The sequence below is a fragment of the Thermostichus sp. MS-CIW-41 genome, assembly GCF_054058915.1.
The window spans coordinates 1-24,089 of sequence record NZ_JBSSBO010000044.1; the positions used below are offsets into that span (position 1 = coordinate 1).

16 protein-coding genes and 1 pseudogene are annotated in these 24,089 nt (G+C 59.0%); 7 read left to right on the forward strand and 10 right to left on the reverse strand.

Annotated elements, in window-relative coordinates; translation table 11 throughout:
- Positions 1-218: 218 nt before the first annotated feature.
- On the forward strand, positions 219-821 hold the full coding sequence (locus ACVWXE_RS11520; RefSeq protein WP_414328838.1) for a glutathione S-transferase family protein: 603 nt from the start codon (positions 219-221) through the stop codon (positions 819-821).
- Between the two features lie 11 nt (positions 822-832).
- Here the strand turns inward: ACVWXE_RS11520 and ACVWXE_RS11525 are convergent, their stop codons facing one another.
- The 3 genes from ACVWXE_RS11525 to der all read right to left on the reverse strand — a co-directional run bounded on the left by ACVWXE_RS11525 (position 833) and on the right by der (position 4,045).
- Positions 833-2,086 (reverse strand): BMP family lipoprotein, encoded by a 1,254-nt coding sequence (locus tag ACVWXE_RS11525; RefSeq protein WP_457490368.1) that lies wholly within the window; start codon positions 2,084-2,086, stop codon positions 833-835.
- Positions 2,087-2,177: 91 nt separating this feature from the next.
- Positions 2,178-2,642, reverse strand: a complete 465-nt coding sequence (gene smpB, locus ACVWXE_RS11530) for an SsrA-binding protein SmpB (protein WP_457490369.1) — start codon at positions 2,640-2,642, stop codon at positions 2,178-2,180.
- A gap of 23 nt (positions 2,643-2,665) precedes the next feature.
- On the reverse strand, positions 2,666-4,045 hold the full coding sequence (gene der, locus ACVWXE_RS11535; protein ID WP_457490370.1) for a ribosome biogenesis GTPase Der: 1,380 nt from the start codon (positions 4,043-4,045) through the stop codon (positions 2,666-2,668).
- A 160-nt stretch (positions 4,046-4,205) separates the two neighbouring features.
- On the opposite strand from der, the gene ACVWXE_RS11540 reads away from it, so the two are divergent.
- Positions 4,206-5,402 carry an aspartate aminotransferase gene (locus ACVWXE_RS11540; protein WP_457490371.1) on the forward strand — a complete coding sequence of 399 codons (1,197 nt, stop codon included), beginning with the start codon at positions 4,206-4,208 and terminating at the stop codon, positions 5,400-5,402.
- 3 nt (positions 5,403-5,405) lie between these two features.
- Here ACVWXE_RS11540 and ACVWXE_RS11545 read toward each other — a convergent pair whose 3' ends face one another.
- On the reverse strand, positions 5,406-6,614 hold the full coding sequence (locus ACVWXE_RS11545; protein WP_414390782.1) for a Coenzyme F420 hydrogenase/dehydrogenase, beta subunit C-terminal domain: 1,209 nt from the start codon (positions 6,612-6,614) through the stop codon (positions 5,406-5,408).
- Between the two features lie 279 nt (positions 6,615-6,893).
- Here ACVWXE_RS11545 and ACVWXE_RS11550 point away from each other — a divergent pair, with 279 nt between their 5' ends.
- A complete protein-coding gene (locus ACVWXE_RS11550; protein WP_457490372.1) occupies positions 6,894-8,105 on the forward strand; it encodes an RNA-guided endonuclease InsQ/TnpB family protein in 1,212 nt (403 codons plus the stop codon).
- Here ACVWXE_RS11550 and ACVWXE_RS11555 read toward each other — a convergent pair.
- Complete coding sequence (locus tag ACVWXE_RS11555; RefSeq protein WP_049749569.1) at positions 8,085-8,468, reverse strand: molybdopterin-dependent oxidoreductase; 384 nt, start codon at positions 8,466-8,468, stop codon at positions 8,085-8,087. The genes ACVWXE_RS11550 and ACVWXE_RS11555 overlap by 21 nt on opposite strands.
- Before the next feature lie 446 nt (positions 8,469-8,914).
- On the opposite strand from ACVWXE_RS11555, the gene lgt reads away from it, so the two are divergent.
- Positions 8,915-10,054: a prolipoprotein diacylglyceryl transferase gene (gene lgt / locus ACVWXE_RS11560; RefSeq protein WP_414350359.1), complete on the forward strand. Its 1,140-nt coding sequence runs from the start codon at positions 8,915-8,917 to the stop codon at positions 10,052-10,054.
- A gap of 74 nt (positions 10,055-10,128) precedes the next feature.
- Here the strand turns inward: lgt and chrA are convergent, their stop codons facing one another.
- From chrA to ACVWXE_RS11585, 5 genes are all read right to left on the reverse strand, one after another.
- Positions 10,129-11,400: a chromate efflux transporter gene (chrA, locus tag ACVWXE_RS11565; RefSeq protein WP_457490373.1), complete on the reverse strand. Its 1,272-nt coding sequence runs from the start codon at positions 11,398-11,400 to the stop codon at positions 10,129-10,131.
- A gap of 102 nt (positions 11,401-11,502) precedes the next feature.
- On the reverse strand, positions 11,503-13,464 hold the full coding sequence (locus tag ACVWXE_RS11570) for an O-linked N-acetylglucosamine transferase, SPINDLY family protein (RefSeq protein WP_457490374.1): 1,962 nt from the start codon (positions 13,462-13,464) through the stop codon (positions 11,503-11,505).
- A gap of 41 nt (positions 13,465-13,505) precedes the next feature.
- Entirely contained in the window at positions 13,506-14,981 is a 1,476-nt protein-coding gene (locus ACVWXE_RS11575) for a site-2 protease family protein (protein ID WP_457490375.1), read from the reverse strand.
- A gap of 47 nt (positions 14,982-15,028) precedes the next feature.
- Complete coding sequence (gene acsF / locus ACVWXE_RS11580; RefSeq protein ID WP_414412625.1) at positions 15,029-16,120, reverse strand: magnesium-protoporphyrin IX monomethyl ester (oxidative) cyclase; 1,092 nt, start codon at positions 16,118-16,120, stop codon at positions 15,029-15,031.
- A 104-nt stretch (positions 16,121-16,224) separates the two neighbouring features.
- Entirely contained in the window at positions 16,225-20,832 is a 4,608-nt protein-coding gene (locus ACVWXE_RS11585; RefSeq protein WP_457490376.1) for a glutamate synthase-related protein, read from the reverse strand.
- Between the two features lie 285 nt (positions 20,833-21,117).
- Between ACVWXE_RS11585 and ACVWXE_RS11590 the strand changes: the two genes are divergently transcribed.
- The 3 genes and pseudogenes from ACVWXE_RS11590 (at position 21,118) to uvrC (ending at position 23,819) form a co-directional block, all read left to right on the forward strand.
- On the forward strand, positions 21,118-21,333 hold the full coding sequence (locus ACVWXE_RS11590) for an IS630 transposase-related protein (RefSeq protein WP_457490377.1): 216 nt from the start codon (positions 21,118-21,120) through the stop codon (positions 21,331-21,333).
- 168 nt (positions 21,334-21,501) lie between these two features.
- A pseudogene (locus tag ACVWXE_RS11595) lies at positions 21,502-21,684 on the forward strand (IS1/IS1595 family N-terminal zinc-binding domain-containing protein); the annotation flags it as partial.
- Between the two features lie 263 nt (positions 21,685-21,947).
- Positions 21,948-23,819, forward strand: coding sequence for an excinuclease ABC subunit UvrC (gene uvrC / locus ACVWXE_RS11600; RefSeq protein ID WP_457490378.1), 1,872 nt, complete (start codon positions 21,948-21,950; stop codon positions 23,817-23,819).
- Positions 23,820-24,089: the final 270 nt, after the last annotated feature.

Sequence of the window (24,089 nt, forward strand, 5' to 3'; positions counted from 1 at the left end):
TGCGGGATACCGCCTTTCTGTTCGGAAATGGACAGAATGCTATCGCTTCACCGTTGAGCAGTAATGCTCAGCAGTGTTCAGCGTAAATGTATCAGTTGGAAGGACAAAGCTGCTGAAAAAAAAAGTGTTAGGGACAGAGGGTTTTTGTTGATTGGGTTGCCGTTGGCGTTGTTAGGACGAAGTTCTTTGTAAGGTGCTTTGGGCTGAGGTTAACCACAATGTTGCGACTGTACGGGATCCCAACCTCCGGAAATTGCTACAAAGTGGAATTGCTCCTCAAGCAATTGGGGATCCCCTATGAGACGGTTGAAGTCAACTCCAGGGCCGGAGAAAACCGCCGCCCCGAGTACCTGGCCAAAAACCCCCTGGGCCAGATCCCGGCTTTGGAACTGGAAGATGGAACGGTCTTGGCCGAGTCCGCCGCGATCTTGGTCTACCTGGCAGAAGACACCCCCCTCTACGGCCAAAACAAGTTGGAACGGGCTGAGATTTTGAAGTGGTTGCTTTTTGAACAAACCCGCATTGCCCGCTACATCGCCACCACTCGCTTCTGGGTACGGGCCGGCCAAGCAGAGGCCCATGCTGACGCGATCGCCCAGAACTTGAAATCTGGAACAGAGGCGCTGGAGATCATGGAAGGCCACCTGCAGGGGAAAGCATTTTTTGTGGGCAACCGCTACACCATCGCCGATCTCGCCCTTTTCACCTACACCCATGTGGCGGAGCAGGGCGGGTTTGACCTCAAGCCCTTTCCTCAGATCCGAGCCTGGTGTCAGCGGGTGAAAGAAACCGACCGGTTCTTCCCCCTACCCGGAGCATGAAACATTTTCTCCTAATTGCTGGCTCCCTCCATGCCCTCTAGCAACTGGCCCAGATACCAAATCTCGACCTCGCTGGCCACTTCCCCCTCAGCCAAGAAGGGCGTGCCATCTTGAAAGTTGAGTGGCCCCTTGAAGAGCTGAATGCTGCCATTCCCCAAGCCGGCGATGAACTCCTCCAACTTAGCCCTATCTTCTGGCTCCAGGGCTTCTCCCATGATGAACCCCGCCGAAGACGTGTCCGGGTTGTTGATATCCGACCAGTCGATGGGCGGACGCAGGAATTGGCTCTCGAAGGTGCCCGCGCGAGCTGCCTCGATCAATTGCTTGTATCCTGGCCCCCAGTTGTAGTAGGAAACCCCCAGGCAAATTTCGGGCGCAAAGTTACAACCGCTGGCCAGGCCGTAGTGGGTGTAGCGCACTCGCTTTCCGGCCTCAGCAGCCCGCTTGCCTTGTACCGCCGCCTCCGGCGTATCCAACCCCGACATCACCACATCAAAGCCGCTGTTGTAAAAGTCATCGGCAACCTTGCTTGGATCCAAAGTGACCCCTGGAATGTTGAACCAGAAGCCAATCCAGGTCACCCGGAACTGCAACTCTTCAGGACGATCTCGGTAAGTTTCCCAGCAGTATTTGGCCCCCAAGTAAGCAGCAGCAGCGTAACGGCGGGTTTCATCGTTGATCAGAGGCCCCAACAGGCCAATTTTGCCGGTTTCGGATCCCAGAGCCGCGGCACATCCGGCCACCATGCGCATCGCTTCCATCTGGGGCATGATGTTGGCCAAGTTGGGCAGATCGATGTAATTTTTCCCTTCCTTCCAGGCCATGTCCCCAGAAGCATGGATAACTGCGATCTCAGGATGCTTGCGGGCCGTTTCAATCGCATCGTCTTTGTGGTCATCGGAAGTAAAGATGATAACCTTGGCCCCTCGGGCGATCATGTCATCCGCCACCTGGGAGGCGCGCACATTGGGCCGATCCGCTGGGTTCACCTTGTCCAGGTAGTCAAACTGGAGGCCGGGCAACTTGGCCTTGACGTATTCGCTGCCCTCCACATGCGCCTGGCTCCAGCCGCCATCCTGCATCGGCCCCACCAGCACCATGCCCACTTTGAAGGTCTCTTGCGCTGTTGTGGGGGTGGATCCCAGTAGAGCGGCGACTGCCAGGCCAATAGCCCAGCCTCTCGAGGGAGAAAAAGCGCGGGTAAGATTCCAGTTCACAGGCAGCTCCAACAGAACAGGGATCCAAAGCCGGAAGACTACATCCATCATCGGGATCCCGCTGCAGATCGCTGTATCTGAGAATACAAAAAGGCGCTTGGCAAACGACGTGGAAGCCAGCAGGGGCTCAGGGAGAAATTTATCGTTCCTTCAGTTCCCGCTGAATCTCCCGCTGGGTTTGCCGCTCTTTGATTGCCTGCCGCTTGTCGTGGATCTTTTTGCCGCGGGCCACGCCCAGATGGGCTTTGATCCAGCCGCGGTTGAGCACCAGCTTGAGGGGAACCACGGTCAGGCCCTTTTGTTCCACCAAGCCCCGTAGGCGGTCGATCTCGCGGCGGTGCAGCAGCAACTTGCGGCGGCGGGTAGGGTCGTGGTTAAACACTTTGCTGGCGGTGTCATGGGGGGAGATGTGCAGATTGTGCAGCCATGCTTCCCCATCCCGAAAGAGGGCAAAAGCGTCTTGCAGGTTGGCTTTGCCCGCTCGTATCGATTTCACCTCTGTGCCGGTCAGTTGGATCCCGGCCTCATAGGTCTCCAAGATGTCGTACTCGAAGCGGGCGCGACGGTTGTCAACCAGGGTTTTGACGTTGGGATCCACAGCCATAGGCTTTCAGTAGACCAGAGGGCCTAACGAGAGGTCAGGGATCTCTCCAATTTTCGCACCGCCCGCCCAACCAAGCGCTCGGATTTGCCGCGCCAGAGAAAGCGAATGGGGGTACCGGTAAAGTCCAGGTTTTGCCGGAAGTGCTTTTCCAGGAAGCGGCGGTAGTTATCCTTAAACAAATCGGGATCGTTGACAAATAGAACAAAGGTTGGGGGCCGATCCGCCACCTGGGTGCCGTAGTAAATTCTGCCCTGCTTGCCCTGGCGGTTGGTGGGGGGCGATTGCCAGGCAAGAGCATCCTGGAGCACTTCGTTGACCACAGCGGTGGGAACCCGTTTGCGGTGGGCGGCCACCACGGTATTCACCTGCTCAAAGATTTTGTGGGTGCGTTGCCCGGTGAGGGCGCTGACAAACAGGAGCGGCGCCCATTCAATAAAGTAAAGCCTGTCGCGAATCTCGCGGGTGAACTCGTTGATGGTGTGGGTATCTTTGTTTTCTACTGCATCCCACTTGTTGACGACGACAACGCAGGCGCGGCCCTCTTCTTCGATGCGCCCGGCCAGCCTCTGATCCTGTTCGGTAACCCCCTCCAAAGCATCGATCACCAGCAGCACTGCATCCGAGCGCTGGATGGCCTTGAAGGCCCGGTTGATGCTGAAGAACTCAATGCCGTACTGCACGCGGTTTTTTTTGCGGATGCCGGCGGTATCGATGAGGCGATAGGGCTGCCCTTCCCAGGTGACCACGGTGTCGATGGCATCGCGGGTGGTGCCGGAAATGGGGCTGACGATGGCCCGCTCGGATCCTACCAGGCGGTTGAGCAGGCTGGATTTGCCGACGTTGGGCCGTCCCACAATCGAGACGGCGATGGGATCCGGCTCGCCTGCGGCTTCTGCGGTCACTTCGGGCAAGTGAGCCAGCACCGCCTCCAACAGCTCGGCTACCCCATTGCCATGAATGCCGGAACAGGGGATCGGATCCCCCAGCCCCAGCTCCCAAAAGGCTGCTGCCTGAGCCAGGCCCATCTGCCCCGACTCGCACTTGTTTACGGCCACCACCACCGGTAGGGGTTGTTTGCGCAGCCAATCGGCCACTTCTGCATCGGCGGGTGTCAGTCCCTCTCGGCCATCCACCACGAAGATCACGGCCTGCGCCTCGGCCATGGCTGCCATCGCTTGCTGGCGAATGTGGGGCAGAAATTCGCTGTCGTCGCCAAAAACCAGGCCGCCGGTGTCCACCACCCGCAAGCGGCGCCCGTTCCACTCCACCTCCTGGTACAGGCGATCCCGGGTCACGCCGGGCTCATCGTGCACAATGGCCGAACGCACCCCCGCCATGCGGTTGACGAGGGTGGATTTGCCCACGTTGGGGCGGCCCACAATGGCCACAAGAGGTAGGGGCACTGTTGGCTCGTCGATAACTTGGGATATCTATCCTAGCTGTTCGGGATCCCGGATGCCCAAAGCCGCCAATCTCGATCATTGCTTTGGATGCAGGTCTGGCGGTAAGTTAGGTACCTATCCTCCCATCAGGCACCGGCTGTGCCCCTTCCCCATTCTTGCCATGAACCGCGCTCTCGTTCCCGCCCAGCGGCTGAACAAGCTGCCCGCCTATGTCTTCGCCCGCTTGGATGAGCTGAAGGCCCGCGCCCGCCAGCAGGGGTTGGATTTGATCGATCTGGGCATGGGCAACCCCGATGGTCCCACCCCACAGCCGGTGGTGGAGGCGGCGCAGGCGGCCATTGCGGATCCCGCCCACCACGGCTACCCGCCCTTTGAGGGCACGGCCAGCTTCCGCCAAGCGATCACGGATTGGTACTGGCGCCGCTACGGGGTGGAGCTGGATCCCAATGGAGAGGCGCTGCCTTTGCTGGGATCCAAAGAGGGGCTGACCCACCTGGCTCTGGCCTATGTGGATCCCGGAGATCTGGTGTTGGTGCCCAGCCCTGCCTATCCAGCCCATTTTCGCGGCCCCATGATTGCCGGCGGGCAGATCTACCCGATGATGCTGCGCCCGCAGAAGGGGTGGTTGATCGATCTGCAAGAAATACCGCCGGAAGTGGCTCAGCAGGCGCGGGTGCTCTACTTTAACTACCCCAACAACCCGACGGCGGCAGTTGCGCCCCGCTCTTTTTTTGAGGAGGTGGTGGAGTTTGCCCGCCGCTACGATCTCATCCTGGTGCACGACCTGTGCTATGCCGAGTTGGCTTTTGACGGCTACCGGCCCACCAGCCTGCTGCAGATCCCAGGCGCCAAGGACTTGGCGGTGGAGTTCCATACCCTCTCCAAAACCTACAACATGGCCGGCTGGCGGGTGGGATTTGTGGTGGGCAATCGCCAGATCATCCAGAGCTTGCGCACCCTGAAAACCAATCTCGACTACGGCATTTTTGCCGCCATCCAAAAGGCCGCCGAAACTGCCCTGCGCCTGCCGGATAGCTACCTGGAGCAGGTACAAGAGCGCTACCGCCGCCGGCGCGACTATCTGATCGGCCGCCTAGCGGAGTTGGGCTGGCGGATCGAGCCGCCACGGGCGACGATGTATCTCTGGATCCCTACCCCTCGCACTGCCGACGGCACCCCTGAGGGATCGACGGAGTTTGCCCTGCGGGTGCTGGAATCTACAGGCGTGGCCGTAACCCCCGGCAGCGCTTTTGGAGAGGGAGGAGAGGGCTACGTGCGGATTAGCCTAATTGCCGATTGCGAGCGCATAGGTCAGGCTATCGATCGCTGGGCGGAAGCTGGGATCCGCTACTGCTGAGCCTCAGTCTTGCGGGAGTTGGTACTGCTCCACAATCCGCCGGGCGAAGGGGGGCACGTGCTGCTCCAACTTCTGGGGATAGTGGCGGCGCACGTAGAGGTAGTTGCGGGTGAAGTGGGAATCGATGGAGAAGCGGGCATATTCCAGGCCGCGCGGCCCAAAGCGCTGGATTGCCGCCCCCAAGAGGCGAGCCAGCCACATTGGCAAACTCAGGGCTTGGTCGTAGGCAGGGATCCCCTGCTGCACTGCCGCCCTCCGGGATCCCTGCGAGATCACCGGTTGGGTTTCCAGCTCCTCCCAGACTAAGTCCAACAGCTCTTGCCCCCGCTGATTGCGCACCAGCAGCCACTGCCAGCCCAAGGGGGATCCCATGTAGCCCACCACCAGATCTGCCAGAGCATTCACATAGTCAAAACAACTGAGGCAGGAGGGGGCAAACACGTCCTTGAGTTCTTTGGTCTTGAGGCCGAAGAAGGGCACCTTTTCCACCGAGCCATCTTCGTGTTTGAAGTGGATGTGGAAGTCTTGCATAAACTCGTAGTGCACCACCGTCTGTGGGGAGCGGCTGGTGGTTTCTAGAAACTTTTGCAGCCCGGCACGGCTGACGTTGTCCACACAGGGCGTGCCCAACACGTACAGCTTCTCCAGGCCCAGTTTTTTTTCCACCGCCCGCAAAGCCTGAATTTGGCAGCCCACCCCGATCACCAATAGGCGCTTGAGGCCGCTTTGCTCCACCTGCTCCAACACAGACAAGTTGGGAGAAAGAGTTGGCTTGTTAACTCGCGCCGCCCAGACCGCTTCGGGGGTACGGGCCAGGATGGGCCGTGGCTGAAAGCGATCCCGCTCATCCGCCTGCACGCACACCACCCCTTCCACCAAGCCAGTGGTGAGGGCCTTCATGCCAATGCTGCTGACAATGCCCGTCCACTGGGCCCCCGGGATCGGATCCCGCTTGCGGGCTGTGTACATCGCCTCGTAGACACCGAAGTAATCGGTATCGGTGACGGCAAGGGATCCTGAGCGCAGCGATTCCCGGGATCGCCCGTGGGTCTGTTCTTCCAACTGGGTCAGTTGCTGGTCCAAGAAGGCACAGGCTTCTTTGACGTGGGCCACGTAGCGGGTATCGCAGAGGCCGCACTGGCTGCACAGCTCTTTGGCCGGATAGCGGCCGGAACGGATGGGCCGGGCTGGACGCGGTGAACGGGATCCCATGATTTCTAGTGTTTGCGTAAGCGGAATGGAGTCCAATGGATCTTTTGAGCTTTGCTATTTAAGCTTTCTTTGAGATCTAAAGACACAGGCACCTCAGGCGTTCGCAGCAACGGCAACCAAGGTGCTCTCTTCAGTTTGCGGCCAAAACGGCAGATAGCGGCAAAGAACTTCGAGGGATCCCTGCTAAAGGAGCGCAAAATTTCAGCTAGAAATCGCAGGAGCCCCGCACTGTACCCGTAGGGTCAGTGTCGGGAGGAATGCGGAAGTTACGATAGAACCATGACCCAAGTCCTGGCCGTCTCCTGTAAGCTCAAGGTGTCCCCGTCGCAGGCCGCAAAGTTGGACGCGACCTTGGATGCCTTTGTGCAGGCGTTGAACTGGGTCAACCAAAACACGCCCGAGAAAGTCGCCAACGCCGTTAAGCTCCAGTCTCTGTGCTACCGCGAAATCCGTGCCCGGTTCGGCTTGTCCAGTAACTTGGCTCAGCAGGTCTGCAGACGGCTGGCCGGCGCCCGTAAAGTTGCCCAACAGAAAAACCGCCCCGTCAAAGCGTTCAAGGGTGGCTTCGCTACCTACGACGCTCGTATCTTTTCGTTTCGCGAGAAAGACTGGACGGTGTCGCTGACCACGGTGGAGGGTCGGGAGCGCTTTGAGCTGGCGATTGGCCGCTACCAGAGAGAACAGTTGGCGGGCTCCAATCCCAAATCTGCCACTCTGGTCAAGCGCAAAGACGGCTCCTACTACATCCAGATTTGCGTAGAGAAAAAGCCACCCAAGCAACAAGATACCGACAAGGTGATCGGGGTGGATTTGGGAAGGACAGATATTGCCCATACGTCAGAGGGGGACAACTGGAATGGACAGCAGTTGAACAGAGTCCGAGACCACTACTCCCGGTTGAGGGCGGCACTCCAACGCAAAGCCAGTAAGGGCACACGCAGTTCGCGGCGCAGATGCCGTCAACTGCTGCAACGGCTGTCTGGCAAGGAGAGACGCTTTCAAGCGTGGGTCAATCATCGCATCTCCAAAGCTATTGTCTCTAGGGCAAAGGTCACAAACAGCGCTATTGCCCTGGAAGACTTGACAGGGATCCGGGAAAGGGTCAATCAACAGCCACGCAGCAAAGCTGAACGGCGCAGGGCCAACAGTTGGGCGTTCTACCAGCTACGCCAGTTTCTGGAATACAAGGCTCTGCGTGCAGGGGTTTCTCTGATTCTTGTGCCGCCCGCCTACACGTCGCAGACCTGCCACAAGTGTTTGCATATCCATCCCGATCCTACGCAATCCTATCGCAGTGGGAAGCAGTTCAAGTGTGGGCACTGTGGATGGGAAGGGGATGCGGATTTGAATGGTGCGAATGTGATTGCGCTTTTGGGGGCTGTCGTAAACCAGCCTAGAGGTTCGGGCCTGTTTTGTTCTCTGGTAGAGCAGAGCAGGCTCAGGGCTACTGAAAGCCCGCTCCGTACCGCTTTAGCGGTCGGAGTCGGGTAGTTTACAGCCTCTATAGATTGCTGTAGCGTTCTTCGGCCCAGGGTTCACCGCCCATGTAGTAGCCGTTGCTCCCCCAAAAGCCCAGCTGATCTTAGGGGGGAAACTCCAGGCATATGGGTGAGGGATCAAAGTGCGCACCGGCCCTACCGGGAGCGGTTGTCCTTCCAGGGTATGAACCAGGTAGTTTTCGGGGCGGGTGAACTCCTCCAGAGTCAGGTTGGTGGTGTAGCCGCCATAACAGTGTTGCATCACCGCCTTGGCCTCAGGAGCAATGGATACCAACTGCAACCCATCCGGGATCCACACCCCTGTCCAGTTGACATCCTCCATCTCCTTTCGGTACAACGCAAAGACTGGAGACACGGCACAGCTTGCCCACTGCTGTCGCCCCCATCCAGCCCCACCACTTGGCCGGTGTACTCCGTCATCGAAGGCTTGGTACTGCGCTGGAGTGGCCTTGAGGAGTTTGGCATCTCCGACCAGCGTGGGTGTATCTTATCGCAGGTCTAACAGGGCAAAAGCCGTCCTGGAAGGGCGGGGCTTTGGACCTAGCTTTTTGGTAAAGGTATGGGCTCTAGGGTGGAATCTTGTCCGTGACGGGCCTGTAGGATCGGGTCAACCGGGAACGAGGACTGGCGCTGCTTCAGGATCGGGGAGAATGGATCCCTGTTGGAGCCTGTGAATGGCTGCCGGGGATAGGGGAGAAGAGCCCGGAAGGAACTCCGTCCCGCTAACCCAAGCGGGTGAGGTTGATAAAGCCGACTGGTGGAACTGAGTTGAGCAATTTTGGGGTGCAGAGCGTGTTGTCGATGAACCTATGGAGTGCAGGGCTGTTGGGCCTTACCTTCAGCTCACCGGGAGAATTTGTCTTCCGCTTTCCCCCCGGCACCCCGCTGGTGGGAGGGCTGGGCCTACGCTGGTATGGCCTATTGATGGCAGTGGCCGTGTTGGTCGGCTTGATCTTGACCAAAGCGTTGGCAGAATCTCGTCATCTAGAGAAAGAGCCTGGCAAAGCCAGTGAACGAGTGGAGCTACTGGCCCTGTGGTTGGTAATATCTGGGTTTCTGGGCGCCCGCCTCTACTACGTCCTCACCCACTGGTCAGAGTTCCAAGACAACCCCCTCTCGGCCTTTGCCATTTGGCAGGGGGGTCTCATCATCCACGGTGGGGTGTTGGCCGGCGCGCTTGCCCTTTACCTCTATTGCCGCACCACCGGGATCAACGGCTGGAAGTACGCCGATGTGCTCACGCCGGGGTTGATTTTGGGCCAAGCCATCGGGCGCTGGGGCAACTTTTTCAACTCTGAGGCCTACGGTGCCCCTATTCCTCCCGACAGCCCTTGGCCGCTGCGGGTGTACATTCCTCCCCAAGCCCGCGAGCCGGAATACAGCCAATTTGAGTTTTTTCACCCCATCTTTTTTTACGAAAGCGTCCTCAACCTGCTTCTATTTGCCCTCTTGATGGGAATGTTCTGGCGCTTTCCCAAACTCAAAGATGGCACTTGGGTTTGGACCTATGTTGTCGGCTATAGCCTGATCCGCATCCCCTACGAAATCTTGCGCGTGTCGGCGGTGGCCTATCTGCCGGGAACTTCCATCAAAGCCGCCTATGTAGCCAGTGGCTTGGGCTTGGTGATCGGGATCGGCATGTTGATCTACATGTACCGGCTGCGCTTCGACCCCGATTTGGAACAACTGGCAGCGTGGTTATCGGAGCAAGCGGGATTAGCGCCAGAAGCAGCCCAAAACCTTCTGGAACGGGCTTGGGCTATTCAACAGAGACATCGCCGCGCCGACCTGTTGGATCGTGTCACCCTCGCCATGCCCCACTTTCCCGGCACCCTTGCCCCTCACCTGTCTCTTGGCCAACGGGAGCTGCTCATGCGGCAACTGTTTTGTCGCCTGGAAGGCAGGGATCCCTCTGAGGAAGGGCTGGCCCAAGCCAGTTAGTGCCGTGGCCATCAGGCTGAATCAGGGTCATTCCCTCACCCCCAAGGAGAAAGCAGGGCCAGGGAGCAAAACCTTTAGGCCAGCAGACCTCGGGCCAGCAAATCCGCCCCCCCTCCCATCAACACCAACAGCCAAGTGGGCTGGCGAAAGCGCATCAAGGCAATGAAGGCCGCTACCCCGATCCCCAAAGCCACCAGCGAAGCGGGAGTTGTTTGTTGTAGCAGCGCATTTTGGGCCAAGGGCACTGTAGCCGCAGCAACAGCCCCCAGGGCCGTTGGGGTAATTGCCTGCAGGGATCCCTTCACCCAAGCATTGTGCCGTATGCGCAACAGAACCGGAGCTGCCAGCAAAATAAAGGCAAAAGAAGGGGCAAAGATGGCCACTGTTGCCGTCAGGGCCCCCAGCACCCCTGCCACCTTGTAGCCGATAAAGGCTGCCGTCAGCACCACCGGGCCAGGAGTAAATTGCCCAATGGCCACCCCATCCAAGAACTCTGTCGGCGTCAACCAGCCCAACTGATCCACCACCTCGTCGGCGATGAAGGGGATGATCACCAGCCCTCCCCCGAAGATGGTGCCGCCTACTTTCAGGAAAAACAAGGTCAAAGGCCAGAAATAGGCACCAATCCGCTCCAGACCCCAAAAGCTGCTCAGGATAAGGGTTTCCGGTGGAACCGTGGCCACTACCGTCTGGGCCAACGTCAATACTGGCCAAGGGAGTAAAATCGGGATCCCCGATAGTGGGCCTTTTTTGGGCCCATACAGCAGCAGCCCCACCAGAGCCGCCAGCCCGAACAGCAACAGGATATTCACCCCCCCAATCAGCAGCAGGGCAAAGGCCGCCACCGCGATCAGCCCCCGGCTCCAATCCTTCACAGCTTTACGGCCCAGTTTCCAGCAAAAGGCCAGGATAATGGCGATCACCACCGGGGCCACCCCAAAAAACATCCCCTCTAGCTGCGGCACCCCCTGAAAGCGAAAGTAAAGCCAAGAAAAAATCACCTCGATCACAAAAGCAGGGGCAATGAAGCAAATCCCCGCCAGCACCGCCCCCAACCAGCCTGCCCGCACATAGCCGACATAGATCCCCATCTGGGTAGAAGCTGGCCCTGGCAACATTTCACATAGGCCCACCCCTTCGGTAAATTGTTCCTGGCTCATCCAGCCCCGCCGGATCACCGCCTCATCGTGTTGCATGGCGATGTGGGCTTGGGGGCCGCCGAAACCCAGGGATCCCAGCCGCAGGAATACCACGGCAATCTCTTTCAGGCGCGTTGAAAGGGAGGGCAAGTTGTCGGGGGCGTTTTCCGGCCTGGGGAACTGACCGGGAGCAGACTCAGAAGACATGGGCAAAGCCCGGCAAGACAACCCCGCCTATCCTGCCATCTGTCCGGGATCCCTTCAAGAGGACAACACTCGCCCGTTTATCCTTTCACCCAAACTGCCCCCTCAGGTCTTCAGGCTTCGCAACCACTCTTCCAGAGCGCGGATCGGCGCGGGATCCCGGTAGACGCGATCTTGACGTGCTTTCACCTGTTGGCCCATTTGCTCTCGCCACTCTGGATCCAAGCCCAACTGACTGGCAATCTGGACGTATTCATCGAGGGTGTGGGCGATGGTATCCAGGATCCCCATCTGCTGCAGGATGGCGTAGGTGTGGCGGCCCCGCATCAGGGATCCCGGCAGGGTGACGATGGGCAGGCCGTGGGGCAGGGCTTCCAGGGTGGTGTTGCCCCCTGACCAGCCGAGGCTATCCAGGTAAATATCCCCCAGGGCGTTGTAGGCGGCATATTCTGCAGGCGAGAGTTCCAGTAGGAGCACCACATACTCTTCGGCAGCTAGGTCATAGGCCTGAAAGGCTCGTCGCAGCCGCTGCCAAAAGCGCTCGCGGATCCCTTGGGAGAGGCGGCCCCGCAAAAATAGAAATTGACACTTCCCCACTTCCCGGGCGATGCGGGGGAACACCTCGTCGTACTGAGGTAAGTACTTGAATAGGGATTGGGCGCAGAGGTAAAGCACCCTGTCGGGATCCACCCCCCAAGCTCGCCAGTCCACAGGGGCGGGGTCAACTTCTAGGGGAATATAGTAGGTGCCGATGCCAGGCAGGGGCAGGAGCTGCTCGGTGTAATGGCCGGCCCCGTCCGGCGGCTCCATCAGCTCGCTGCTGAGGAAAACGTCTATTGTCGGCAGGCCAGAAGTTTGCGGGTGGCCCCAGGCCATCGCCTGTACCGGCGCCAAGCGGAGGGCGGCCAGTTGGGCACAGACCGGGTCAATGCCCACTTCCGGGTAGAGGAGCACATCCAGCTGTGCCTCTCGAATAGCCGCTTGCCATTCTTCTATGCTGCGGGATCCGGCCACAAAGTGCTCAAAACGAGGGGGCAGGGAGCACGTGACCTCATCTTGGATGACCGAGGTGTGGAAGCCGTAGAGGGCCACTTGAGCACGATCCAGGGCTTCTACCCAGCCGCGAGTCAGGATCTTCCAAACGGAGTGATCCCGAAACAGGCCGGAGACAATGCCCACCCGCACTCGGCCAGGATGTCGCTGCCAGAGGACGGAGGGCTGGGGATAGCGGGCCGCCATCACATCCCTCACCAAGGATCCGTAGAGCTGCTGCAGATCGCGGTCGTTCTGGCCTTGGTAGGGCAAAAAGAAGGGTTGGACGGAGCCGATCCCGGCAGCTGCTCGCTCCAGGGTTATCGGATCCCGCGGCAGGTGTTCCCAGCGGCCCTTCACCTGTTGTAGGGCTTGGCGGTAGCGCTCCCGAGCCACGGAAACTTGGTCTGCCGAGGCGTACAGCAAGGGCAACTGGCTAACACACCAGCCCAGGGCCGCGGCCAAGTCGGCGGGATCCGCTTGCCAGAGTTGGTAGAACAGCTCCGCCGCTTCCTCCTCCCGGCCACAATCCCGCAGCAGGATGGCCAGGGTGTAGGCGGCATCGGCAAAGTCCGGCTGCAGCTCCAGGGCCTGTCCCAAGGGGACAAGGGCCGCCTCCAAATCCCCCTGCTGCCGCAGCACTAGCCCCAGCTGGTACAAAACTTCCGCGTCCGGCCCCCCCTGCTCTAGGGCCAGTTGCAGGTGAGTTTTCGCCTCCGCCAGCTGCCCCGCCTGCTTGAGAACAATTCCCAAATTAAAGTGGGCGTCGGGAAACCAGGGCTGGTGGGCAAGGGCCTGCCGGATCAGGGCAATCGCGTCGTCCAGGGATCCCTGTTGCTGCCGACAGACCCCCAAGAGGTGCAGTGCCTCGGGGTGGGTGGGCTGGGCTTGCAGCACCTGCTGGTAAAGTGAGACAGCCTGTGGCCATTGCCCTGCCTGGTGATGGCGAACGGCTTGGGCCAACAGACGCTGCAGGTGCTCTCCTCTGTCCTTTCCAGCTCTGCCTAGGCCAAAGCCTTTCCCCGGTCCAGACACAGTGAGCTCCTCTCGCCGGCGGATCCTGGGCCTCTACCCCATCAGCCGTTGGGGAAATTGAGAAAGCCCGCCAAGGCCGGAGCAATCGGCAACAGGGTCATGACCATCAAAAAGAGGGCCAGCAATGCCAAAGCATCCCGCTGACCGTCGGTTTCAGTAATCTCATCCTGCGGTGGACGCTCTGGCTCGCGGGCGATGAACAGGATCAGCAGCGCCCAGTAGAGGGCCAAGACGTTGCTGATGGCCGCCACCGCCAAGGCAATCAGGGTGATGAAGGTGGCGCGGGCCGCCGTCTTCCGCCCGTACACCGCCTGCACAATGCGACCCCCGTCCAGCTGCCCTGCCGGCAGCAGGCTCAAGGCGGTGATTGCCAGGCCAATCCAGCCCACGGCAACAAAAGGATGAATGGGAACCAGCTCCGCCTGCAACTGGGATCCCAGCACCAGCCGCGCTAGGGTGCCTACCAGGATGGAGCTGCGGAAGATCTCCGTGGGCACATACAGACCCTCGGAGCCGGAGAGCTTCAGGCCAGCCAAGAGCACCAGCAGCGACAGGATCCCGCTCGCTGCCGGGCCGGCAAAGGCAATGTCGAAGAGGGCCTTGCGGCTGGGCACCGGCGATTGGATGCGGTTCAGGGATCCCAGCGTGCCGATGCCCAAGCTGGGGATAACAAAAGCAGGGCTGAGGCGCACGCCGTACTTGCCCGCCATCCAGCGGTGTCCGGTCTCATGCACCAGCAAGATGGCGAAGATCCCGGCCGCCACCGGCAGGGCTTCCACCCAGCGCCCTGGCGCATCCAACAGCCGGAAGCCCAAGAGATTGGCTCCCACCTCCAACGTGGCGACGAAGCTGAAGACCAGCAACGCCCCCGCCAGGATCTGCGCCCCCACGGAAGCGCGGTAATTGACGATGGGATCCGGCAAGACCACCACCGCCGGCTTTTCCGCCGGATCCTCCACCAAAAAGAGCTGGTAGCGACTGCCCACCTGCTCTTTGAGCTTCTCCACCAGCAGGGGTACCACCACCTCCGCCTCCTGGCGCAGGTTGCCCTTAAAAATCGCCCCTTCCCCATAGGGGACGGTCTCGGTGACGAAAAAGGTATCGAGGCCGAAAATAGACTGAATGGCCTGCAGATCCTCAGCCGAGATCCGCTGCAGAACCGCAGGCGCTTCCAAAGGCGCCTCCCCTACCGAAGGGGCTTCCCCCTGCTCTTCCAGACGAGCCAACTGCTCGCGACGGGCCTGCAGCTCCTGTTGGGCCAACTGGCGGGTCTTGCGCCCCACAGCAATGTAAAGCCCTGTAAAGACCAACAGCAACACCAGGAAGCCTGCAAAATTGAGGTAGATCCCCAGCAGCAACAGCCCTAGGAAGACCACCCACGGCAACAAGAGCAGGGATCCCTGTAACCACACCCAAACGGCTAAGGATCCCCGCCGACGGGCTCTCCAGAAGCCCCAACCCAAAAAGGCCAGCGTCCCCAGCAAAAAGAGCGGCGTAATCTCAGCGGCAATGTTCATGGCTGACCTATGAGGCTGTACGGGTACCAAGCTGAGGGCAAGACGGCTCAAGCAGAAACAGCCGTTCCTTCAAAACGGGGCTCCGGCTGCTCCCACAGGTAGAAGCCAGCTTTCCGAGGTTTCAGGAGGAACAGCCGCAAAAACTGATAGAAGTTATCCAAGTAGAGGGGCAGCTTGCGCAAACCCTTGAAGGGGCCGGATCCCCGGGCAATCTCCCTCAGCTTAGCGTTGTTGGCCACGCACTTTTGCAGCCGCCGCACAAACTCAGGGTTTTCCACATCCAACACCACCGGGAACACCTTGGCTGCCTCGCGGTTGGTCTTGTAGATTACCTCCATGTCATAAGTATGGGGATCCAGCCCGATGAGGCGGTAGAAATCCGGGCGCTCTCCCACATCGTTGAGGTACATAGTGGCGAACACCGACAGCAAGAAGAAGCGGCACCACAGCTTGGCCACCCATCCCTTGAGCAGCCGCGGCTGGCTTAGGAGCATGAGCGCAAAGAAATCGCCGTGGCGGTTCTCGTCCTGGCACCAGTTCTTGAAGAAGTTGAAGATCGGGTAAACGCGATCCTCGGGGTGGGCCTCCAGGTGGCGGTAGATGAGAATGTAGCGCCAGTAGCCAATCTTCTCCGAGAGATAGGTGGCATAGAAGATGAAACGCGGCGCGAAATAGGTGTAAGACTTGTGCTTAGTGAGAAAGCTCAGGTCGAAGGCCATGTTGAAGTCGCCCATGGCGCGGTTCAGAAAGCCGGCATGGCGGGCCTCATCGCGGCTCATCAGGGCAAAGCACTCGGCCAAAACGGGGTTGGTCTCTTTCAGCTTGCGCGACAGCTCCTTGTAGAGGAGAAAACCGGAGAACTCGGCTGTACAGGAGCGCTCCAAGAACTCCACAAACAACCGGCGCGCCTGCGGATCCAGGCGGCTTTCCCAGTCTTGGTTGAACTCCTCACCCCGGACGAAGTGATGGCGGTTGTAGTCGGCGCGAAACTCCTGCAGGATGGCCCGGAAATCGGCCTCTCGATCCCCTAAGCCCATTTTGCCGATGGCCTCGAAATCGGTGGTGTAGAAGCGCGGCGTCAGGATGGTCTCGGTGGGCACTCGCGCTTGAGTTTGAGCAGCTTGCAAACTGGGACTCATAGTGATTTAAAGCGGATGAAAAGGCCAGGTATACTCTCGCAGTTTACCAGCCTCTCTGGCCGTCGTGGGGATAAGAAGTGTTACCGGCAGGCTCTGAGAGATCCTTAAGACTCCACTGCCAGCGGCTGGGATCGCAAGGGATCCGTCAGCTCGCTGCCCTCCTCCGAAGGCGGGATCACCTGCCAAAACAGAGGCAAATAGGATTCCCAATTTTGCAGAATGCGCTCCGCTTTGGGGGAATGGGTGCGGCGATAGTGCTCTTGGATCAGGCTCTTCAGTTGTGCCTCTGCTGCTGCTGTCTGCACCCGCTGAATGCGCACGATCTCCCCGTTGACCTTGGCGGGGAAGTTGCCCTCCTCATCCAGCACATAGGCCAGGCCGCCGGTCATCCCCGCTCCCAGGTTGCGGCCCACCCGCCCCAGCACCACCACCACCCCACCGGTCATGTACTCGCAGCAGTGGTCGCCGGATCCCTCGATCACCGCCTGCGCTCCCGAGTTGCGCACCGCAAAGCGTTCCCCCGCCTGGCCGTTGGCAAACAGGGATCCGCCCGTGGCCCCGTACAAACAGGTGTTGCCCAGGATTACATTTTCCGCCGGATCGCGGGGCGCCTCAGGGGGAGCCAGGATGACGATCTCGCCGCCACACATGCTCTTGCCCACGTAGTCATTCGCTTCTCCTGTCAGGGTCAGGCGCATCCCCGCCAGTGTAAAAGCGCCAAAGCTCTGGCCAGCGCTGCCGACAAAGTGCAGATCCAACTGCCCCCCCTGTTGGGCGAAGCCGGTATCTCCGTACAAGCGGGCCAAGGTTCCGGCAATGCGCCCGCCCACACAGCGGTCGGTGTTGGCGATAGGGATCTCCACCGTGGCCGTGCCGCAGGTTTCCACCGCCTTCTGCACCTCCGGCTGAGCCAGGATCTGCTCATCCAGCACCGGGCCGTTGGAATGCACCGGCTCATGCTCCAACCAGTCGGGCAGGGTGTTGGGATCAAAACCGGGGGGAGTTCGCAGCAGACACTCCAAGTTCAAGGATTGGGTCTTCTGCAGAACCGCATCGGCCCGCGGACAGAGCAGATCCACCCGCCCGATCACCTCCTTCAGAGAGCGGTAGCCCAGTTGGGCTAAGACTTGGCGCACCTCCTCCGCCACAAACGTGAAGAAGGTCACCACGTGATCCGGCGTGCCGGGGAAGCGCTTGCGCAACTCCTCCTTCTGGCTGGTCACCCCCACCGGGCAATTGTTGGTATGGCATACCCGCGCCATGATGCACCCCTCCGCAATCATGGCCACCGTGCCAAAGCCAAACTCTTCTGCCCCCAGCATGGCCGCCATCACCACTTCCCAACCCGTGCGAATGCCGCCATCCACCCGCAGGATGGAGCGCTGCCGTAGGCCGTTTTCCAGCAGGGTATGATGCACCTCCACCAGGCCCAACTCCCAAGGTGCCCCGGCATGTTTGATGGAGCTCAAGGGGGAAGCCCCTGTGCCCCCTTCATGGCCGGAGATTTGGATGATGTCGGCGTTGGCCTTGGCTACTCCTGCCGCCACCGTGCCGATGCCCACCTCCGCCACCAGCTTCACCGACACCTGTGCCTGGGGGTTCACCTGGTGCAAGTCGAAGATCAACTGCGCCAGATCCTCGATGGAGTAGATGTCGTGGTGGGGCGGCGGCGAGATCAAGGTCACCCCCGGCTTGGAGCGGCGCAGCTTGGCGATGTAGGGGCTGACCTTTTTGCCCGGCAGTTGCCCGCCCTCGCCCGGCTTGGCCCCCTGGGCAATTTTGATCTCAATTTGCCGCGCGTTGAGCAAATACTCCGGTGTCACGCCAAAGCGGCCCGAGGCCACCTGCTTCACCGCCGAGCTGGCGTTGTCCCCCATGCGCAGCCCCTTCAGGTGGGGAAAGCGGGCCGAGGTGCCATCTGGGCCTACATCGGTGATGGGGAGGTATCGTTCCGGATCTTCCCCGCCTTCACCGGAGTTGGACTTGCCGCCGATGCGGTTCATGGCAATGGCCAGGGTCTCGTGGGCCTCGCGGCTGAGGGCCCCCAAGGACATCCCACCTGTGGCAAAGCGTTTGAAAATCTCCGACACCGGTTCCACTTCCTCCAAGGGAATGGGATCCCGGTCGCTGCGGAAATCCAGCAGGTCTCGCAACGCGGTGGGGGTGCGGCTGCGCAGGTGCGCCCTGTAGATCTCATAGTGGGCAGGCTGACCCGATTCGATGGCCTTGTGCAGCAGTTTGGCCATTTCTGGACTGTTGATGTGGTATTCGCCTTTGGGCCGCGCCTGGATAAAGCCAAAGTTCTCCAGCTTTTTCGAGGTGAGTTCGGGAAAGGCCCGCTGGTGATTCACCATGCCCTCGCGGGCCAGATCCGCCAGCGTCATGCCTCCCACCCGCGACACCGTGCCGCGGAAGGCCAGATCGATCACCTCTTGGCTCAGGCCAATGGCCTCGAAAATCTGCGCTCCGTGGTAGCTGGAGAGCAGAGAAATGCCCATTTTGGAAAGAATCTTGAGCAGCCCTGCCTCAATGGCGGCGCGGTACTTCAGTTGCACCTCGGCCAGGGAAAGCTGGGGCAACTTGCCGGCAGCCATCTGGGTTTGCGTCTTGGGCTTGTGCCACCACTGCCGCACAGCTTCATAGGCCAGATAAGGACAAACGGCGCTGGCCCCGTAGCCGATCAAGCAGGCAAAGTGGTGGGTGCTCCAGCATTGGGCAGTCTCCACCACCAGGGAAGCGCGTAGGCGCAGCCCCTCCTGGATGAGGTGATGGTGGATGGCGCCCACCGCCAACAGAGGTGGGATCAGAGCCTGCTCGGCATCAAGGCCGCGATCCGAGAGGATTAAAATTTCAGCTCCCCCCCGCACTGCCTGAGCCGCCTGCTGGCAGAGGGCCCGTACCTGGACCTCCAGTCCTTCTGGGCCGGCAGCCACCGGATAGAGAATCGGGAGCGTGTGGCAGGGAAAAGGGGTATGCTGCAGAGCGGCCAGCTCCGCTTCGTTGAGCACCGGGCTGCGCAACTGCAACAGGCGGGCATGCTCAGGGCGGATCTCCAGCAGGTTGCCCTTGGATCCCAGATACACATCCAAAGACATCACCAGGCTCTCCCGCAGGGGATCGATGGCAGGGTTGGTGACCTGGGCAAAGCGCTGCTTGAAATAGTCGTAGAGGGGATGAGGCTGGGTGGACAGCACAGCCAGCGGCGCATCATCCCCCATGCTGAAGGTGGGCTCCTTGCCCGTAGCCGCCATCTCCTCGATGATCATCTCCACATCTTCTGAGGAGTACCCGAAGGCGGTTTGGGCTTGTAACAGTTGTTCCTCCGAGAGGTGAGGGGTATTTTCAAAGCCTTGGGTGCTGAGCTGAACGCGATGGGCTTTGAGCCATTCGCCGTAGGGGTGCTGGGCTGCCACCTGGGTTTTGATCTCCCAGTTTTTGCAGATTTGCTCGCTCTGCAGATCCACCGTCAGCATCTGCCCCGGGCCTAGCCGCCCTTTTTCCAAAATGTCGGTCTCCGGCAGAGGAACCACGCCAGCTTCCGAGGCCACCACCAGCAGACCATCGCGGCTGCGAGCGTAGCGGGCTGGGCGCAGGCCATTGCGATCCAACGTGGCCCCGATGGTTTTGCCGTCGCAGAAAACCACCATCGCCGGGCCATCCCAAGGCTCCTGCAGGCCGCCGAAGAACTCGTAGAAATCCACCACTTCCGGGTGATTCTGCAGTTCTGGCTGGTTGCGATAGGCTTCCGGGATCAGCACCATCATCGCCTGCTGAGTGGAGTAGCCCGACTGAATCAACAGCTCAAACACAGCGTCCAGACCTGCTGAGTCGCTGGTGCCCGGGTCAATAATCGGCTTCAGATCCTCGACCGCTGTACCCCAGCGGGGATGGGAAAGGGTTTGTTCGCGGGCGGCCATCCAGTTGACATTGCCCAGGTAGGTGTTGATCTCGCCGTTGTGGCAGAGGTAGCGGAAAGGCTGAGCCAGCGACCAACGCGGCAGGGTATTGGTGCTGAAGCGGCGGTGGTAGGTGGCGTAGGTGGTGGTGTAGAGGGGGTTTTGCAGATCTCGATAAAACTGGCCCAGAACCGACGATTGCACCATGCCTTTGTAAACGACAACCCGGCAGGACAAAGAGGCAAAATACAGAGCATAAAAGCCAAACTGAGCCTCCACCCGCCGCCGAATGCGCCGCCGCAACAGATAGAGCTGCTGCTCTAGCTCGTCTCCTTCCAGCGTGGGATGGGTGAGGAGCATCTGCCAAATGGAGGGCATGGTCTGCCGCGCCATCGGCCCCAGGCAATTGGGATTGACCGGTACCTGCCGCCAAACCACCCGCTGCCAGTCGGTGGTGGTCAAGTACTCATCGATCACCTGCTGCACCGCCTGACACTCAGCAGGATCCTGAGGCAAAAAGACCATCCCCACCGCGCTGTGAGTGGGATCCCAAGCTCGAATTTCTTCCCTCTCTGCCTGCAACAGCGACCAGGGGATTGCCGTTGCAATGCCCGCCCCATCACCGCTCTGGCCGTCGCCGCCACAGCCACCCCGATGTTCCATACAGGTGAGGGCCTGAAGGGTTTTCTGCAAGAGGTCGTGGCTGGCTCTCCCCTGCTGATTCACCAAAAAGCCGACCCCGCAAGCATCCCGCTCTTGAAAGTGCCAGTTTTCCTGCAGGATAGGGGCCGAGACCTGAGAGGGATGGGGATTCATAGGAGTAAAAACAGTTTGGAATAAATCACGCTTTCAGAGGTGGAAAACCAGCATATCGCACTCCAATCCGACAGGAAAAGGGGGGCAGTCTCAAGTCACGGCTGGCTCTTGCCAACAGGGCAACCGTTGGGGCAATCGGCTCAGCGAAGTAAAGACAAAAAAGCTCGCCATGAACAGATTTTTCGAGTTTCTTCTGCAGCTTTCCCCGACGGACTGCGGACGATCTGAGAAAGCTAGGGCGAATGCGCCAGCTCACACCGGCTCCGCTCGCTGGCAACTGGCCCTGTGGAGAACTGCGGTAGGGAGACAGCCGTAGGGTATGTCCAGGAAGAGGGCAACCCCACAGATGTACAACAGATGTACAAAGTCAGGCGTGCAACGGTCTATCGCTGGCTGAACCTAGAAGACCTCAGGCCGACAAAAGTCAAGACCCAGAAGCCAAAGATAGACTTGGCCGCCCTGCAGCAAGACATAGGCCAGGAGCCAGGAGCTCAATTGTAAGGATAGAGCTCAGAGATTCGGGTCGCGCCAGCGGGACGGAGCCCTTGCCCTATTGACTATACTGGTGGTGCTCTGGGAGCAATGATACTATTACCCTAGATTTTTCGTGTTTCTGAGTAAGCTCATGCTGACTTGCCCAAGCCGTCATTCTTTTAACTTAGATACGACAAGATCCATAATGGAAAGCAGCATTATCGATGCCAGGATTGTCACAGGCAATTTATACCTGAATCTACTCAAAAGATTGTCTCAGAAGTCAATATATCCCTAGTTAATAAACTTAAGCGACTTTCCATTGCTGCTATATCTTATGTAAATGAACTACCAGAACTCTGGACAAAATTATGTTAATCACAAATCAACTTATCCTTCCCAAATCATGGAGGTCTACCCGTCAAAAGAGGTACTTTGATCCTGCGATGCGACGAGCTATTGCCATTTGTGCTAGCAGGTTGGAGCTTGAAAGCAGGACGAGCTTCCCAAACTTGTTCAGAATGATTGTTCAGAATGACTGTGTCTCCACATGGGTTGGAGTCAGTGTTGCCGAGAAAAGCCATATCCTTGCTAGATTGAAGTCATGGGATCCCTGACTCTACCCGGTAGAACTGAACTTTATGACCGTCCCTCTGATTCACAGCCGTGACGTTCTAGAGAGCCGTCTCAAGGAGATTCCTGCTGAACCCGGCGTATATTTGATGCGAGATGCCACGGATCAGATCCTCTATGTAGGCAAGTCCAAGAAATTGCGCTCTCGAGTGCGATCTTATTTCCGCTTCACCGGCGACCTGTCCCCTCGCATTCAGCGCATGGTAGCTCAGGTTTGCGAGATCGAGTTTATCGTAACCGACAATGAAAGTGAAGCCCTAGCCCTAGAAGACAATCTGATTAAGACCCATCAGCCCCCTTATAATGTTCTCCTTAAGGACGATAAAAAGTATCCCTATTTGTGTATTACCTGGTCGGAGCCTTATCCCCAGCTTTACATCACCCGCCATCGTCGCCTTGATCGGAATCAAGACAAATACTATGGCCCCTACACCGATGTTGGCCTGTTGCGCCATACCCTTGGGTTGGTCAAACGAATTTTTCCCTTGCGCCAACGGCCCAAACCTCTGTACAAAGATCGCACCTGTTTGAACTACGACATTGGGCGCTGCCCCGGAGTATGCCAAGGCTTGATCAGCCCAGAAGAGTATCGCAAAACGCTGACTCAAGTGGCCATGATCTTCCAAGGCCAGACAGATGAGCTGATCCGAGAGCTGCAGGAGAAGATGATCCAGGCCGCCGAACAGGAAAATTACGAGGCAGCCGCACGATATCGGGATCAAATTCGCGGTTTGGAACAATTGGGAGAATCCCAGAAGGTCTCTTTGCCTAACTCTACCGTCAGCCGTGATGCTCTGGCCTTGGCCATGAATGATTCACGAGCCTGCATTCAATTGTTTCAGGTGCGGGCAGGCAAGTTGGTGGGGCGGCTGGGGTTTGTGGCCGAAAACCGCGGTGACGACCCAGGCCTTATCTTGCAGCGGGCTTTACAAGAGCATTATCAATACTGCGATCCGGTGGAAATTCCCTCTGAAATTTTGACCCAGTATGAATTGCCGGATCGGGATTTTCTGGAGTCTTGGCTGAGCCAGAAAAAAGGCCGCAAGGTCAGCCTTGTTGCCCCCCAACGGCAGAGCAAAGCCGAGCTGATCGAGTTGGTTGAGCGGAATGCCCAACTGGAGCTAACCCGCACTCAGCGCTTGGCGGATCGGGATGCCGCGGCCTTGGAGCGCTTGGCAGAAGTCTTGGATTTGCCGGATGTGCCCCGCCGTCTAGAAGCCTACGATATTTCCCACATCCAGGGATCCGATGCTGTGGCCAGTCAGGTGGTGTTTATCGATGGCCTGCCTGCCAAACAGCACTACCGCCGCTACAAGATTCGCAACCCTGAGGTGCGCCCCGGTCACTCCGATGATTTTGCCAGCCATGCAGAAGTGGCCCGGCGTCGCTTCAGCAAAATGACCCCTGAGGATCAGCCGGATTTGGTGCTCATCGACGGGGGCAAGGGGCAGTTGTCGGCAGTCATGGCCGTCTTGGCAGATTTAGGGCTGGATCACCTGCCGGTGATTGCCTTGGCCAAACGAGAAGAAGAGATCTTTCTGCCGGGGGATCCCGTGCCCCTGCGGTTGCCGGCCCAAGATCCGGCTCGCTTGTTGTTGCAACGCCTGCGAGATGAGGCCCACCGATTTGCTCTCGCCTTTCATCGCCAGCAACGGAAAGCGCGTCAGCATGCCTCTACGCTGGACGAGATCCCCGGCCTGGGCAAGTATCGGCAAAAGCTGCTGATGGAAGAATTTCGGTCGATTGCCCGCATTCAGGTGGCCTCAGAAGACCAGTTGGCTCAAGTGCCCGGCATTGGCCCGAAGATTGCCCGACAGATTTACCGCTACTTTCACCCGGAAACTCAGGCGGGATCCCCGGAGACAGCGCAGGTGGAGTAGTTGAGAATCCGCGCAGGGATCCCTGCTCCCCCAGCACTCGGTGGGGTGATATCCACAGAAGCCTGAGCACCCTTCCTCGCCCGTGATTTTACGAGATCACGGGGGAACTTGTAGTGCGGAAAACATCGCTCAAAGCAAAAATGATACATAATCTCAGGGGCAGGCGTTCTTAGTGCCCTAGGTTGTGTTGATCTTTCATTTGAGCCAAAAGAGAGCACTGACGAGATAGAGAAAACTCAAGAAGTTCCTGGCCAATTTGTCAAAACGAGA

Coding starts and splice junctions, on each gene's coding strand:
- ACVWXE_RS11520 (WP_414328838.1), top strand. CDS start 219: ATGTTGCGACTGTACGGGATCCCAACCTCCGGAAATTGCTACAAAGTG.
- ACVWXE_RS11525 (WP_457490368.1), bottom strand. CDS start 2,086: ATGGATGTAGTCTTCCGGCTTTGGATCCCTGTTCTGTTGGAGCTGCCT.
- smpB (WP_457490369.1), bottom strand. CDS start 2,642: ATGGCTGTGGATCCCAACGTCAAAACCCTGGTTGACAACCGTCGCGCC.
- ACVWXE_RS11540 (WP_457490371.1), top strand. CDS start 4,206: ATGAACCGCGCTCTCGTTCCCGCCCAGCGGCTGAACAAGCTGCCCGCC.
- ACVWXE_RS11545 (WP_414390782.1), bottom strand. CDS start 6,614: ATGGGATCCCGTTCACCGCGTCCAGCCCGGCCCATCCGTTCCGGCCGC.
- ACVWXE_RS11550 (WP_457490372.1), top strand. CDS start 6,894: ATGACCCAAGTCCTGGCCGTCTCCTGTAAGCTCAAGGTGTCCCCGTCG.
- lgt (WP_414350359.1), top strand. CDS start 8,915: ATGAACCTATGGAGTGCAGGGCTGTTGGGCCTTACCTTCAGCTCACCG.
- chrA (WP_457490373.1), bottom strand. CDS start 11,400: ATGTCTTCTGAGTCTGCTCCCGGTCAGTTCCCCAGGCCGGAAAACGCC.
- ACVWXE_RS11575 (WP_457490375.1), bottom strand. CDS start 14,981: ATGAACATTGCCGCTGAGATTACGCCGCTCTTTTTGCTGGGGACGCTG.
- acsF (WP_414412625.1), bottom strand. CDS start 16,120: ATGAGTCCCAGTTTGCAAGCTGCTCAAACTCAAGCGCGAGTGCCCACC.
- ACVWXE_RS11585 (WP_457490376.1), bottom strand. CDS start 20,832: ATGAATCCCCATCCCTCTCAGGTCTCGGCCCCTATCCTGCAGGAAAAC.
- uvrC (WP_457490378.1), top strand. CDS start 21,948: ATGACCGTCCCTCTGATTCACAGCCGTGACGTTCTAGAGAGCCGTCTC.